The 13235-nt window shown below is 72.8% G+C and carries 13 protein-coding genes; 5 read left to right on the plus strand and 8 right to left on the minus strand.

All coding sequences use genetic code 11. The annotated features are described in order from the left end of the window. Window positions 1-59: 59 nt before the first annotated feature. Entirely contained in the window at window positions 60-1343 is a 1284-nt protein-coding gene (locus tag AMK16_RS12120; RefSeq protein WP_073913084.1) for a geranylgeranyl reductase family protein, read from the minus strand. A 96-nt stretch (window positions 1344-1439) separates the two neighbouring features. On the opposite strand from AMK16_RS12120, the gene AMK16_RS12125 reads away from it, so the two are divergent. After that, a complete protein-coding gene (locus AMK16_RS12125) occupies window positions 1440-1970 on the plus strand; it encodes a GNAT family N-acetyltransferase (RefSeq protein ID WP_073913087.1) in 531 nt (176 codons plus the stop codon). Between the two features lie 40 nt (window positions 1971-2010). On the opposite strand, the gene AMK16_RS12130 is transcribed toward AMK16_RS12125, so the two are convergent. After that, a complete protein-coding gene (locus AMK16_RS12130) occupies window positions 2011-2907 on the minus strand; it encodes a glutaminase (protein ID WP_443333557.1) in 897 nt (298 codons plus the stop codon). 64 nt (window positions 2908-2971) lie between these two features. Further along, complete coding sequence (locus tag AMK16_RS12135; protein WP_073913090.1) at window positions 2972-3664, minus strand: demethylmenaquinone methyltransferase; 693 nt, start codon at window positions 3662-3664, stop codon at window positions 2972-2974. Window positions 3665-3903: 239 nt separating this feature from the next. Here AMK16_RS12135 and AMK16_RS12140 point away from each other — a divergent pair, with 239 nt between their 5' ends. Together AMK16_RS12140 and AMK16_RS12145 are read left to right on the plus strand one after the other, a co-directional pair. Continuing rightward, the gene (locus tag AMK16_RS12140; protein WP_073913093.1) at window positions 3904-4863 is read left to right on the plus strand and encodes a DUF3152 domain-containing protein; all 960 of its coding nucleotides are present in this window, start codon (window positions 3904-3906) and stop codon (window positions 4861-4863) included. Between the two features lie 52 nt (window positions 4864-4915). Further along, entirely contained in the window at window positions 4916-5236 is a 321-nt protein-coding gene (locus AMK16_RS12145; RefSeq protein WP_073913097.1) for a response regulator transcription factor, read from the plus strand. On the opposite strand, the gene AMK16_RS12150 is transcribed toward AMK16_RS12145, so the two are convergent. The 4 genes from AMK16_RS12150 to AMK16_RS12165 all read right to left on the minus strand — a co-directional run bounded on the left by AMK16_RS12150 (window position 5202) and on the right by AMK16_RS12165 (window position 10132). Then, window positions 5202-5840 (minus strand): imidazolonepropionase-like domain-containing protein, encoded by a 639-nt coding sequence (locus AMK16_RS12150; protein WP_073913100.1) that lies wholly within the window; start codon window positions 5838-5840, stop codon window positions 5202-5204. The two genes, AMK16_RS12145 and AMK16_RS12150, sit on opposite strands and share 35 nt — an antisense overlap. 18 nt (window positions 5841-5858) lie before the next feature. Beyond that, on the minus strand, window positions 5859-7058 hold the full coding sequence (gene mqnC / locus AMK16_RS12155) for a cyclic dehypoxanthinyl futalosine synthase (protein WP_073913104.1): 1200 nt from the start codon (window positions 7056-7058) through the stop codon (window positions 5859-5861). 73 nt (window positions 7059-7131) lie between these two features. Beyond that, the gene (locus AMK16_RS12160; protein ID WP_073913107.1) at window positions 7132-8937 is read right to left on the minus strand and encodes a serine/threonine-protein kinase; all 1806 of its coding nucleotides are present in this window, start codon (window positions 8935-8937) and stop codon (window positions 7132-7134) included. Between the two features lie 331 nt (window positions 8938-9268). After that, the gene (locus tag AMK16_RS12165; RefSeq protein WP_073913111.1) at window positions 9269-10132 is read right to left on the minus strand and encodes a menaquinone biosynthetic enzyme MqnA/MqnD family protein; all 864 of its coding nucleotides are present in this window, start codon (window positions 10130-10132) and stop codon (window positions 9269-9271) included. A 237-nt stretch (window positions 10133-10369) separates the two neighbouring features. On the opposite strand from AMK16_RS12165, the gene AMK16_RS12170 reads away from it, so the two are divergent. Beyond that, window positions 10370-10573: a cold-shock protein gene (locus tag AMK16_RS12170; RefSeq protein WP_030162033.1), complete on the plus strand. Its 204-nt coding sequence runs from the start codon at window positions 10370-10372 to the stop codon at window positions 10571-10573. Between the two features lie 217 nt (window positions 10574-10790). Here AMK16_RS12170 and AMK16_RS12175 read toward each other — a convergent pair whose 3' ends face one another. After that, window positions 10791-12530 carry a hypothetical protein gene (locus AMK16_RS12175; protein WP_242438687.1) on the minus strand — a complete coding sequence of 580 codons (1740 nt, stop codon included), beginning with the start codon at window positions 12528-12530 and terminating at the stop codon, window positions 10791-10793. A gap of 338 nt (window positions 12531-12868) precedes the next feature. Here AMK16_RS12175 and AMK16_RS35745 point away from each other — a divergent pair, with 338 nt between their 5' ends. Then, window positions 12869-13165, plus strand: coding sequence for a hypothetical protein (locus AMK16_RS35745; RefSeq protein WP_143196809.1), 297 nt, complete (start codon window positions 12869-12871; stop codon window positions 13163-13165). The last annotated feature ends 70 nt before the right edge of the window (window positions 13166-13235 follow it).

Raw genomic sequence — 13235 nt, forward strand, 5'->3', positions numbered from 1 at the left:
GACCCCACCCCACGGGCCGGGCCGCTCGACTGTCCAGCGAGCGGCCCGGCCTTGAACGGTCAAGCTCGGGGTGCCACCTTCGAGAGGCCGTTGATGATGCGGTCCATCGCGTCGCCGCCCGTCGGGTCGGTCAGGTTGGCCAGCATCTTGAGCGTGAACCGCATCAGCACCGGGTGGGACAGGCCGCGCTGCGCGGCGATCTTCATGACCTTGGGGTTGCCGATCAGTTTCACGAAGGCGCGGCCCAGCGTGTAGTAGCCGCCGTACGTCTCCTTGAGCACCTTCGGGTAGTTGTGCAGGGCCAGCTCGCGCTGGGCCGGGGTCGCCCGGGCGTGCGCCTGCACGATGACGTCGGCCGCGATCCGGCCCGACTCCATGGCGTAGGCGATGCCTTCGCCGTTGAAGGGGTTCACCAGGCCGCCCGCGTCACCGACGAGCAGCAGGCCCTTGGTGTAGTGCGGCTGCCGGTTGAAGGCCATCGGCAGGGCCGCGCCGCGGATCGGCTGCGTCATGTTCTCGGGGGTGTAGCCCCAGTCCTCCGGCATGGAGGCGCACCACGCCTTGAGCACCTCGCGCCAGTCCAGCTCCTTGAAGGCGGAGGAGGAGTTGAGGATGCCGAGACCGACGTTGGAGGTGCCGTCGCCCATGCCGAAGATCCAGCCGTAGCCGGGCAGCAGCCGGTCCTGCGGGCCTCGCCGGTCCCACAGCTCCAGCCAGGACTCCAGGTAGTCGTCGTCGTGGCGGGGCGAGGTGAAGTAGGTGCGCACCGCGACGCCCATCGGACGGTCCTCGCGCCGGTGCAGGCCCATCGCCAGGGAGAGCCGGGAGGAGTTGCCGTCGGCCGCGACGACCAGCGGGGCGCTGAAGGTGACCGGCGTCTTCTCCTCGCCCAGCTTGGCCTGCACGCCGGTGATGTGGCCCGTGCGCGGGTCGCGGACGGGTTCGCCCACGGTGCACCGCTCGTAGAGGCGGGCGCCGGCCTTCTGTGCCTGGCGGGCCAGGGTCTCGTCGAAGTCGTCGCGCTTGCGGACGAGTCCGTAGTCCGGGTAGGAGGCGAGTTCCGGCCAGTCCAGCTGGAGCCGCTGGCCGCCACCGATGATGCGCAGGCCCTTGTTGCGGAGCCAGCCGGCCTCTTCGGAGATGTCGATACCCATGGCCACCAGCTGTTTGGTGGCGCGGGGGGTCAGGCCGTCACCGCAGACCTTCTCGCGCGGGAACGCCGTCTTCTCCAGCAGCAGGACGTCCAGTCCGGCCTTGGCGAGGTAGTACGCGGTGGTGGACCCGGCGGGCCCGGCCCCGACGACGATCACGTCCGCGGAGTGTTCGGAGAGGGGCTCGGTCACTGCGGGGTCTCCCGAAGGCTCGATATAGGGTGCCAGGCGGCACCGGACGTGTGCAGTCTATGCAGCGAGAGAGATCGCGATCCGAAGGGCTGCCCGATGACCACCTCGCCGACCCGGCCGCTTCCCGCCGTACAGCTCCGCGTGCCCACCGACGAGGACGCCCACACCTGGCACCGCGTCTTCCACGACCCCGACGTCATGGAGTTCCTCGGCGGTCCCGCCGAACTGTCGCTCTACGAGGAGTTCACCGCGCGCCAGCGCATGCACGACGCCCAGCTCGGCTACTGCCTGTGGACCCTGCTGGACGAGGAGGGCGCGGTGATCGGCTTCACCGGCGCCCAGCCCTGGCCCCGGGACAAGGACTGGGGGCCGGTCGGGGAGATCGAGATCGGCTGGCGGCTGGCCCGCTCCGCGTGGGGCCGGGGGTACGCCTACGCCGCCGCGCTGGCGACGCTGGAGAGGGTCCGGGAGGCCGGTGTCCCGCACGTCGTCGCGATGATCGACGACGCCAACGTCCGTTCCATAGCGGTGGCCGAGCGGCTCGGCATGACCCTGGCGGAACGCTTCCTCCTGCCGAACGGGGTCCGTCACGGCCGCCGCTACTCGCTGACGCTGGGGCCTGCCTGACGGGCCGGGCCGGGCCAAGGGCGCGGCCCGGCCGGCCGCGTCAGAAGACCGACAAGCCCGTCAGGGTCGTGAAGCGGTCCAGGGCCGCCACACCCGCGACGGAGTTGCCCTGGCGGTCCAGGCCCGGACTCCACACCGCGATGGTGCACCTGCCCGGGACGACGGCGACGATCCCGCCGCCCACCCCGCTCTTGCCGGGCAGCCCGACCCGGTAGGCGAACTCGCCCGCCGCGTCGTACGTTCCGCACGTCAGCATCACCGCGTTGATCTGCTTGGCCTCGCTGCGCGTCAGCAGCCGCGAGCCGTCCGCCCGCAGCCCGTGCCGGGCCAGGAAGCGCCCGGCGCGGGCCAGGTCGGCGCAGCTCATTTCGATGGAGCACTGCCAGAAGTAGTGGTCCAGGAGCGTCGGCACCGGGTTGTCGATGTTGCCGTACGCGGCCATGAAGTGGGCGAGGGCGGCGTTGCGGTCGCCGTGCTCCTGCTCGGAGGCCGCGACGCCGGCGTCGAAGCCGATGTCCGGATTGCCGCTCTCCTCCCGCATGAAGCGGAGCAGTTCGCTGCTCGCGTCACCGGTCAGCGTCTGGAGCCGGTCGGTGACGACCAGGGCGCCCGCGTTGATGAACGGATTGCGCGGGATGCCGTTCTCGTACTCCAGCTGCACGAGCGAGTTGAAGGGGTTGCCGGAGGGCTCGCGGCCCACCCGGTCCCACAGGGCGTCGCCGCCCTCGGCCAGGGCGAGGGCGAGCGCGAAGACCTTGGTGATGGACTGGGTGGAGAAGGGGACCTGCCAGTCCCCGGTCCCGTAGACGTTGCCGTCGAGGTCGGCGATCGCCATGGCGAACCTGTTCGGGTCCACCGAGGCGAGCGCCGGGATGTACTCGGCCGGGGTGCCGCTGCCCACCAGCGGCACCAGGTCGGCCGCGATCTGGCGGAGCAGGGCGGCGTAGTCGAAGGGGGCCTCCTCGAAGGGCACGTCGCCGAAGGGAGCGGTGTCCACCGCGTCAGGCCTTGGTGCCCCGGTGCAGCGCCACGATGCCGCCGCTCAGGTTCCGCCAGGCGACCTTGGCCCAGCCGGCCTTCTGCAGCAGGACGGCCAGCGCCGGCTGGTCGGGCCATTCGCGAATGGATTCGGCGAGGTACACGTACGCGTCGGGGTTGGACGACACCGCGCGCGCGACCGGGGGCAGGGCGCGCATCAGGTACTCGGTGTAGACGGTCCGCAAGGGGGCCCAGGTGGGCTGTGAGAACTCGCAGATGACGACCTGCCCGCCCGGCTTGGTCACCCGGTACAGCTCGCGCAGGGCGGCGTCGGTGTCCTGGACGTTGCGCAGGCCGAAGCTGATCGTGACGGTGTCGAAGACGCCGTCCTTGAAGGGCAGCCCGGTCGCGTCGCCGGCGGTCAGCGGCAGCCAGGGGTTGCGCTTCTTGCCCTCGCGGAGCATGCCCAGGGAGAAGTCGCAGGGGACGACGTAGGCGCCGGCGGCGGCGAAGGGCAGCGACGAGGTGGCCGTGCCGGCGGCCAGATCGAGGACGCGCTGCCCGGGGCGCGCGCCGACCGCCTTGGCGACCTCCTTGCGCCACAGCCGGGCCTGGCCGAGGGAGAGGACGTCGTTGGTCAGGTCGTAGTTCGCGGCGACCCCGTCGAACATGGAGGCGACTTCGTGCGGCTGCTTGTCCAGGGAAGCCCTTGTCACTGGCGTTCGCCCCTCGGTGTGCGATGCGGATCGGCGGGTACGGCCCCATCCTCTCAGGCCGGCCCTCCTGCCCGGGCGCGACCCTGCCGCAGGCGGACAACTGGCCCGAAGGACAGTTACGCACGGGAGCGCCGGGGCGTTGACTGGGGCCGGTGCGGCCCGGTGACGGTCACCCGCCGGATCACGGCCCGGACCAGCGGCCGGGTCCGAGGCGGCCGCCACGAGCAAAGGGCTTCACGATGCCGGCAGGCCGCTCCACCGGTCGCCCCCGCCCCCGTCTCAGCCCCCGCGCCGTGCGCCGGGCCGAGCGGCGCAGGCGGCTGCGGCTCACGATCCTGGGCTCCGCGGCCGCGGTCGCGGTCTCGGCGACCGCGTACGCCGTGGTGCCGAACGGCGGCGCGGCCGCGGTCGCGGAAGGCCGGGCGGCGGCGGCCCGGCCCGGCCCGCAGGACGGGCAGGGCGCCAAGGGTGCCAAGGGCGCCGGCGGCACCGAGGAGGCGGGCGGCGGCGCGGACGCGCAGGGCGGCAGACGCTCCCCCGCCCCGGTGAAGTCCCCGGACACGGCCCGGCACCCCGCCCCGGGGGCGCCGTCCCCCTCCACCGGCGCCTCCGCGTCGCCCGCCGCGCCGGTTCCGGCAGCCGGGCCGGGCACCTTCCGGGCCTCCGGCGCCTCCGGCGAGGCACAGGGCAAGGGAACCGCGCTCCGCTGGCGGATCGAGGTCGAGGAGGGCAGCGGTGTCGACCCGGACTCCGCGGCCCGCTCCGTGGAGGCGATCCTCGGGGACCCGCGCGGCTGGACCAGGGACACGGCGTACGGTTTCCGGCTGGCCGCCCCCGGAGAGCCGGTCGACTTCACGGTGAAGATCGCCACGCCCGCCACCACCGACCGCCTGTGCGAGGTGGTCACGCCCGAGCTGATCGGCGAGACCAACTGCCGGGCCGGTCACACCGTCGTGGTGAACCTCAAGCGCTGGCAGGAAGGGTCGCCGCAGTTCAGCGGCCCGGTCGAGGAGTACCGGGCGCTGATCGTCAACCACGAGGTCGGGCACGAGCTGGGCCACGACCACGAGACCTGCCCGGGCGCGGGAAAGGCCGCCCCCGCGATGATGCAGCAGATCAAGGGCCTGCTCGGCTGCCAGGCCAATGCCTGGCCGTTCGACGCGAGCGGAACTTATCTGTCCGGCCCGCACGTCCCTTAACCGGGAGGGCCGGCCAAGGGATGGCCCGGCCGGGGGGCGAGGAGTGGAAACCGTGCGCGTCGTCAGCTTCAGCGTCCCCGCCTGGTTCCCGTCCTACGACGCCCAGGCGCCGGCGCGGGCGCAGCTGACCGAGCAGGAGTCGGCGGTGTTCCTGTGCCTGGCCACCGGGGCCTCCAATGCGGAGCTCGCCGCCGAGCTGCAACTCTCCGTCAGCACGGTCAAGTTCCACGTCGGCAACATACGGGCGAAGCTGGGCGGCATCAGCCGTCTGCAGGCCTGCCTGCTCGCCGCGCTCGCCCGCGAGGCCCCCGGCGCCCGCGCCGGGGTCGGCGCCGGGGTCAGCGCCGGCGGTGCAGCAGTCGGCCCCCGATGACGGTGGCCACGCAGTCCGCCGGCGGCTGCGCCGCCGGGTCCTCGGTCGCGAAGACCGCGAAACGGGCCGGCGCGCCCGGCTCCAGGACCCCGTAGTAGGCCTGTTCGGCCGCTTCCAGCCCGGCGAAGGGGTCCAGGGACGGCGGCTGCGGCGCGCGACCCGCCGGCGGCAGGACGGTCAGCCCGGAGCGGACCACCGCCGTGCGCACCGCCGGGATGACGAAACGGCCGGTGACCGCCACCACCCCGCGGGCGAGGAGCTTCTGGGTGCCGCGCCGGGCGCTGTTGCCCCACCGCGACTCGGTCAGCTCCAGGGCGTCGAGCGCGTCCTGCCCGCTGATCGGGCCGGCGCCGAGTTCGGCGGTCTCGGACGGGTCGTCGGGGTAGTAGGTCCGCTCCAGCAGCACCTCCGCCCCGCGTACCAGCAGCCCCGGGGTGAGAGTCCCCGGCCAGCGGCGGGTACGGGCGTGCGGACTTGCCGCCGCAAGGGCCTCGTACGGTCCCACGCGGGTGATCCGGTCGCCCTCGACGAGGACCGCGCCCCCGGGCAGGGGCGCGGACCCGGCGCCGGGCACGAGGAGTTCGGCGGTGTGCAGCGTCAGCATCGGCGGCGGTCCCGGCCGTCAGTTCGTCGAGATGAGCTTCAGCTCGGGGTGCGCGGTGCCGCCCTCGATGGCGGTCGAGGAGATGTGCGAGACGACGCGGTCGTCGACCGGGTCGTTCGCCGGGTCGTCGTGCACCGCCAGGTGCTCGTAGGTCGTCGCGCGCTGCGCCGGGGTGCGGCCGGCCTTGCGGATCAGGTCGATGATCTCCTGGCGGTTGGAGCGGTGCTTGGCACCGGCCGAGGAGACGACGTTCTCCTCCAGCATGATCGAGCCGAGGTCGTCCGCACCGTAGTGCAGCGAGAGCTGGCCCGCTTCCTTGCCGACGGTGAGCCAGGAGCCCTGGATGTGGGCGACGTTGTCGAGGAAGAGCCGCGCGATCGCGATCATCCGCAGGTACTCGAAGATCGTCGCCTGGGTGCGGCCCTTGAGGCGGTTGTTCTCGGGCTGGTAGGTGTACGGGATGAAGGCGCGGAAGCCGCCCGTGCGGTCCTGCGTGTCCCGGATCATCGCGAGGTGCTCGATGCGCTCGGCGTTGGTCTCGCCGGTGCCCATCAGCATCGTGGAGGTGGACTCCACGCCCAGCCGGTGCGCGATCTCCATGATCTCCAGCCAGCGCTCGCCGGACTCCTTGAGCGGGGCGATCGCCTTGCGCGGGCGCTCCGGCAGGAGTTCGGCGCCGGCGCCCGCGAAGGAGTCGAGACCGGCGGCGTGGATGCGCTTGATGGCCTCCTCCGCCGAGACGCCCGAGATGCGGGCCATGTGCTCGACCTCGGAGGCGCCGAGGGAGTGGATGACCAGCTGCGGGAACGCCTTCTTGATGGCGGAGAAGTGGTGCTCGTAGTACTCGACGCCGTAGTCGGGGTGGTGCCCGCCCTGGAACATGATCTGCGTACCGCCGAGCTCCACGGTCTCCGCGCAGCGGCGCAGGATGTCGTCGAGGTCGCGAGACCAGCCCTTCTTCGTGTCCTTGGGGGCCGCGTAGAAGGCGCAGAACTTGCACGCCGTGACGCACACGTTCGTGTAGTTGATGTTCCGCTCGATGATGTACGTGGCGATGTGCTCGGTGCCGGCGTAGCGGCGGCGGCGCACCGCGTCGGCCGCCTGGCCGAGCGCGTGCAGCGGCGCGTGACGGTAGAGGTCGAGCGCCTCTTCCCGGGTGATCCGGCCCCCCGCGGCGGCGCGGTCGAGGACTGACTGGAGAGCGGCCTGGTCGGTCACCGGTGCGTCACCTTTCGGCGGTGTGTCAAGGTCCGGACCCGATCCAGCCTACGCCAGCGGTTCCGGCGGCCCTTCACGGGCTGCGGATGAGGTCTCCCTCGGGGTTTCCGGCCGGGCGGTCGCCGGACTTGTAGTGGAGGGTGCCGTCGGGGTTGAGCGTGAACCGCTCGTCGGAGGAGCCGTCCGCGCAGATCCCGGGAGCGGGGTTGGGGCCGCCCGCGGTGTCCAGGACGAGCGAGCGGTCGGTGGCGGAGGCCAGCTTCCAGTCGCCGCTGCAGTCGGTGCCGAGGACCGGCACGATCGACTTGTCCCGGCCGACGACCTCGCCGACCCGGCCGGCCTTGATGGTGATCTCGAACTCGCTGGAGACCCCCATGCGCGCCGTGGTGACGGTGCCCCTCCAGGTCCCGGTGAGCTGCCCGGGGACGTCGCCGCGGGTGCCCTTGGGCGGCTGTCCGGTCGCGCCGCCGCTCGGTGTGGCGGCGGGGGGCGTCCCGGCCGGGGCCGGAGCCGAGGAGGCCGAAGGGGACGTCCGCGGGCCGCCCTCGGCGGTGTCCCGGCGCTCGGCGCCCTGCCCGGGGAGCAGGCCCGTCGCGTACAGCCCGCCGGACAGCACCGCGAGGGCCGCGGCCGCGGTGAGGACGAGGGTGCAGCTGAACCGCCGGCCGGCGGCGGTCACGCCGACCCGGCGCTCGCCGGGGGCGGTCCGGGGCTGCGGCACCCCGGCGCCGGGCGTCCCGGCGGGCGGACCGTAGGGGCCGTACGGCCCTGCCGTGGGGGGAGCACCGGCACCGGCCGCCGCGGACCCGTAGGCGGGATCCGGCGTCCCGAACCCCGCGCCGCCCGGCACGGGGCCACCGCCCGGCACGGGGCCACCGGGGCCGTCCGGCGGGCCGAAGCCGGGGTGCGCCGTGCCGCCGTGGTCCGCCGCGCCCTGGCCGCCGTACGAGGGAGTGGTGAAGGGGACCGGCCCGGAAGGACTCTCCGCGGACGCGAGGTCGAGGTCGAGCAGCGCCACCGCGGCCCGGCTGGCTTCCTCGACGAGGGCAGCCGGAAGCCAGCCCGGACCGAGCGGGGCGCCGTCGAGGGCGCGCGCGACCGCTTCCGGAGAGGGCCGGCCGGCGGCCGCCTTCGCCAGGCAGGCCGCGATCAGCTCGCGCAGTTCCCCGGCCGGGAGGGCGCCCAGCTCGGGCGGCTCGTGGACGACCTTGTACAGGAGCGTCGCGGAGTTGTCCCCGGTGAAGGGCGGGTGTCCCGTCGCCGCGAAGGCCAGGACCGCGCCGAGCGAGAACACGTCGGCCGCTCCTGTGACGCCCTTGCCGAGGATCTGCTCGGGCGACATGTAGCCGGGGGAGCCCACCGAGACGCCGGTGGAGGTGAGGGAGGCCGTCCCGTCGGTGGCCCGGGCGATCCCGAAGTCGATCAGCCGGGGCCCGTCGAGGGTCAGCATCACGTTCGAGGGCTTCACGTCCCGGTGGACGAGGCCCAGCCCGTGCACCGCCACCAGGGCCCGGGCCAGCCCGGCGCCGATGGCCCGCACGGAAGCCTCGGGGAGGGGGCCGTGCGCGGCCAGCGCCCGGTCCAGGGAGGGGCCGGCGACGTAGCCGGTGGCCACCCACGGCACCGGGGCCCCGGCATCCGCGTCCAGGACGGGCGCGGTCCACTCGCCGCCCACCCGTCGCGCGGCCTCCACCTCCCGGCGGAAACGGGCGCGGAACTCCTCGTCGGCGGCGAAGTGCGGGTGCACGATCTTGACAGCGACGGTCCGGCCGCCCGCGCTGCGCCCCAGGTAGACCCGGCCCATACCGCCCGCGCCGAGCCGGCCGAGCAGCCGGTACGCGCCGATGGTGCGCGGCTCACCCGCTTCGAGCGGCTGCATCGGGTCCTCCCGTCCCCCGGGATCCGGGGCCCTCGCGTCATCCGGCCAAGCAGCACCTTAGGCCGTCTCTTCCGCAGGCAGCGCGGGCCCGGCAGGATCCGAAGGGAAAGGGACGTCCCCGGACCGGCGGGGCGGGCGGACCGACGGACGGACGGGCGGACGGACCGGCTGACGGGCGGACGATCCGGGGCCGGCGGACGGGGAGATCGTCCACCGCGACGCGCGGCCGCTCCCCTCTTTCCCTTCGCGTCTTTCCCTTCGCGCGAGCGCCGGGGCGGTGAATGCCGGGAGCGGATCGAATTCCGGGAACGGGAATCCGCGCGGCGCCGGCTCAGTGCTCCGCCGCGGCCACCTTCAGGAGTTCCAGCGACACATCCGCCGGATAGCCCGTCGTCGGTCCCGTGCGGCGCGCGAATTCCCTGACGCCGGCCAGCTGTTCCGTCCCGAAACGGAAGTCGAGCGTCGTGAAGTACCGTTCCAGCAGCTCCGCGTCGAATGCCTCCCAGCGGGCCGCCTGCTCGGCGACCTTGGTGACCTCCTCCAGGGAGACGTCGCGGGAGGCGAGGAACGCCTCGTGGACCTTCTGCACCACGACGGGCTCCCTGGCCAGGTAGTCCTTGCGCGCGGCCCAGACGGCGAAGACGAACGGCAGCCCGGTCCACTCCTTCCACATCTGTCCCAGGTCGTGCACGGCCAGGCCGAGCCGGGGGGCGTCGTGGAGCGAGGCGCGCAGCGCGGCGTCGCCGATCAGCACGGCCGCGTCCGCCTCCTGCATCATCAGCCCGAGGTCGGGCGGGCAGGTGTAGTAGTCGGGCCGGACCCCGTACTGCTCGGAAAGCAGCAGCTGGGCGAGGCGTACGGACGTGCGGGACGTCGAGCCGAGGGCGACCCGGGCTCCGTCGAGCTGCTCCAGCGGCACCTGCGAAACGATCACGCAGGACATCACCGGACCGTCGCAGCCGACCGCCAGGTCGGGGAAGGCGACGAGCTGGTCGGCGTTGCGGAGGAACTCCACGAGGGTGATCGGGGCGATGTCGAGCTCGCCTTGGACGAGACGCTCGCTCAGCTTCTCCGGGGTGTCCTTGGTCAGCTCGAGGTCCAGCAGCGTGCCCGTTCTGGCCAGCCCCCAGTAGAGGGGGAGACAGTTCAGGAACTGGATGTGGCCGACGCGGGGCCGGCTGCGATAGACGTCCACATCGCGAGACTAGCCCCCGGTTCGGCGTCAGCCGTCGGACGGGTCTCAAACGTCCGAGTGACGTGATCTTTCCCTCTGGTCTCGGCCGCAGGGTGCGTGCTAGGCTCGTCGCAAGTTGCAGTTTGGTTTCCCTTGCAGTACGAGGCCTGCGGAGAATGTGACCCGCAGGCTTTTGTAGTTTTCAGACTTCTTAGCAGGTTCTGGAGCAGGGCGACCCTTTGGCCCATAGGAGGGCTCATGGCTACCGGAACCGTGAAGTGGTTCAACGCTGAAAAGGGCTTCGGCTTCATCGCCCAGGACGGCGGCGGCCCGGATGTCTTCGTCCACTACTCCGCGATCAACGCCTCTGGCTTCCGCTCCCTCGAGGAGAACCAGATGGTGAACTTCGACGTCACGCAGGGTCCCAAGGGCCCGCAGGCGGAGAACGTCACCCCGGCCTAGTCGCCTGGGCCAGCCTCATCGCGGGTTGGAAATGCAGTAACCAAGGAGCCCTGTCCCCTCTGCGCGAGCAGAGGGGACAGGGCTCCTGCCTTTGCCCCTCCGCGGTGGGTGGCGAGGGGCGGGCGGGGGCGGGGGCAACGCCGTGGGGCCGGCACCGTCTGCACGGTGCCGGCCCCACGGTGTTGTCCGCAGCCCTGCGTCGGTCCCGGCGGTGGCCTCAGGAGGTCTTGGCCGGAGGCTTCGACGGGGACGGAACCGGGGCCGGGGTGGCCTTCGGGGCTGTGACGTTGAACTCCAGGACCAGGACCACCTGCTGCGGGGTGGTCAGGCGCAGGGAGTACCTGCCGGCGGGGAGGTCGGCGTCGGTGAACAGCTCCGGCAGGGTGATCCTGCCGTCGGCGCCCGACGTGGGCAGCGTCCGGCGGTAGACCTTCTTGCCCGCCTCGTCCTTGAAGTACGGGCCCTTCGCGGTCGCCGGGTCGACCGGGACCCACGCGCCGTCCTTGTCCTTGTCCTTCACCACCAGCTCGGCGAGGACCTCGGTGCCCTCGACGGCCTTGCCGTCGGCCGTGGCGAGGACCTCGACGCCCTGGAAGCTCTTGCCGGCGACGGCCTCCAGCGGCTTGGAGCCGTCCGGGCGGGCCAGCAGGTCGGCGAACGGCTTCGCCGTCACCTTGCCGGTGAAGGTCATCGTGAACTTGCCCGCCGTGTCGTAGGCCGACACCCGCAGGCTGAAGGTGCCCGGCTTGGGACCCGCCGTCAGACCGGGAGCCGTCGCGATGCCCTCGGCGTCCGTCAGGACCACCAGCGAGTCCGCGGGTGCCTTCGGGAAGGCGGTGCCACCGGTGGTGTCGGCCTCCACCGCGAAGACGACCTTCTGTCCGACCGCCGGCTTGCCGTCGCTGAGGACCGCCTTGACCTTCGGGACCTCGGCGAACGGCGCGCCCGTCTCGGCCGTGAGACCGGGACCGCCGAGCAGCACCAGCTCCGCGAGGTGCGGGGCCGGCGGCTTCTGCGGCTCGGCCGGAGGCGTGGTGGGCGGGGTCTTCGGCGGAGTGGTCGGCGGCGTCGCCGGCGGGGTCTTCGGCGGAGTGGTCGTGGACGGGCGGGGCGTGACCGGCTGGTGCGGGGTCACCGGCGACGGAGTCGGCCGGCTGCCGGGGGGCTGCGTCGGGTAGTTGCCCACGGGCGGGTTCGGCACCTCGGCGACGCCGCCCGCCTGGTACTGCCGCATGTAGCCGAGCACGGTGTTCACGTACTCGCGGGAGTTGTTGTAGCTCAGGATCGCGGCGTCCAGTTTGGCCGGGTCCGAGAGGTCCTTGTCGCCCGCGCACAGATAGAGTCCCGCACCCAGCGCCGCGTCGTAGATGTTGTTCGGGTCCCGCTTGGCGTCACCGTTGCCGTCGGCGCCCCACGTGGTCCACGTGGAGGGGATGAACTGGAGCGGACCGACGGCCCGGTCGTAGACGGTGTCCGCGTCCCACTCGCCCTTGTCGGTGTCGCGGATCTCGGCGAAGCCGTTGCCGTCGAGGCGGGGGCCCCGGATCGGCTTCTCGGTGTAGCCGTCGGTCTTGAGGCCGTAGCCCGAGGCGTGCACGGACTCGACCCGGCCGATACCGGCGATCAGCTGCCAGGGCAGCTTGCAGTGGGGGAGCGCGGCGGCAACGGACAGCTCGGCGCGCTTGTAGGCGTCCAGGGCCGTCGCGGGTATGCCGGTGGCGCCCTCCGGCGCGGTGTCGCCCGGCGGCACCTGCGGATCGGCGAGGTCCCCGGGCAGGTCCAGCCGGGCGTCACCGCGTTCGGCAGCCTGCGGACTGTCCGGGGTCGGTTCGGACTCCCCCGCGTCGGCGGTCGACGGATTGGTCACGACCGCGGCGGTGGTCAGGCTGGCCGCCAGGGCGGCGGTGCACAGGACCTTGCGCGAGGTGTTGACGAGGTGACGGTGAAGCGGCTTCACAGTGCGGCGATCCCCCCAGGAGCCGTCAACGGATACGGCCGGTCGGGCCGTGAATATCCACTGTCTATCAGGTATTAGTGAGCGACTCACCGTCCCCCCGGCAGTTGTGGCCCGCCATTCGTCTCGGCTTCACCCCGCTCTGCGGACAGAACGACCAGCAAGCCCAAGTCGTTGCCGGGATGCCCCTGTTGGTGTGGGTTTCGAGCCGGGTTCCCTTCTTGCGGGAGTTTCGGGTGTCGGGGGGACAGCTGGGCGCTCACGAACGGCACCCGCGTACACGGCGGTTGCGCGCAGGCACAGTGGACCGCGACAGCTACGGCGACACGGAGGTTTCACTGATGTCCGACACGCGTTCCACCCCCCGCCCCGCCCCTCGCCCCGCCGCCGGCCGGGCCACGTGGTCCCTCCCCCTGCTGGTGCTCACACCTCCGGCGGTCATCCGGCTGGCGGCGGAGCCCTCCGGCGGGTGGCTCGTCGCCTTATGGGTGTTCTGGGCCGTGGGCGCTGTCCTGGTGGCAGCCGAGTGGAGGCCGGCGGCGCGCCACGGGGTGCGCGGCCGGGACTTGATCACCTGCCTGATAGCCCACGCGGTGCTCGTGTGGCACCTGGTGCTGCTGCTCTTCGTGCAGCGGTAGCCCGTCGCAGGCCACCGGCCCGCCCCGCCGGGCCGCCGCGCTGCCGGGCTCGCCGGTCTGTCCCGCCGGG

This window comes from Streptomyces sp. CB00455, assembly GCF_001905445.1.
GTDB lineage: Bacteria > Actinomycetota > Actinomycetes > Streptomycetales > Streptomycetaceae > Streptomyces.

Coding starts and splice junctions, on each gene's coding strand:
- AMK16_RS12125 (WP_073913087.1), top strand. CDS start 1,440: ATGACCACCTCGCCGACCCGGCCGCTTCCCGCCGTACAGCTCCGCGTG.
- AMK16_RS12140 (WP_073913093.1), top strand. CDS start 3,904: ATGCCGGCAGGCCGCTCCACCGGTCGCCCCCGCCCCCGTCTCAGCCCC.
- AMK16_RS12150 (WP_073913100.1), bottom strand. CDS start 5,840: ATGCTGACGCTGCACACCGCCGAACTCCTCGTGCCCGGCGCCGGGTCC.
- AMK16_RS12160 (WP_073913107.1), bottom strand. CDS start 8,937: ATGCAGCCGCTCGAAGCGGGTGAGCCGCGCACCATCGGCGCGTACCGG.
- AMK16_RS12170 (WP_030162033.1), top strand. CDS start 10,370: ATGGCTACCGGAACCGTGAAGTGGTTCAACGCTGAAAAGGGCTTCGGC.
- AMK16_RS35745 (WP_143196809.1), top strand. CDS start 12,869: ATGTCCGACACGCGTTCCACCCCCCGCCCCGCCCCTCGCCCCGCCGCC.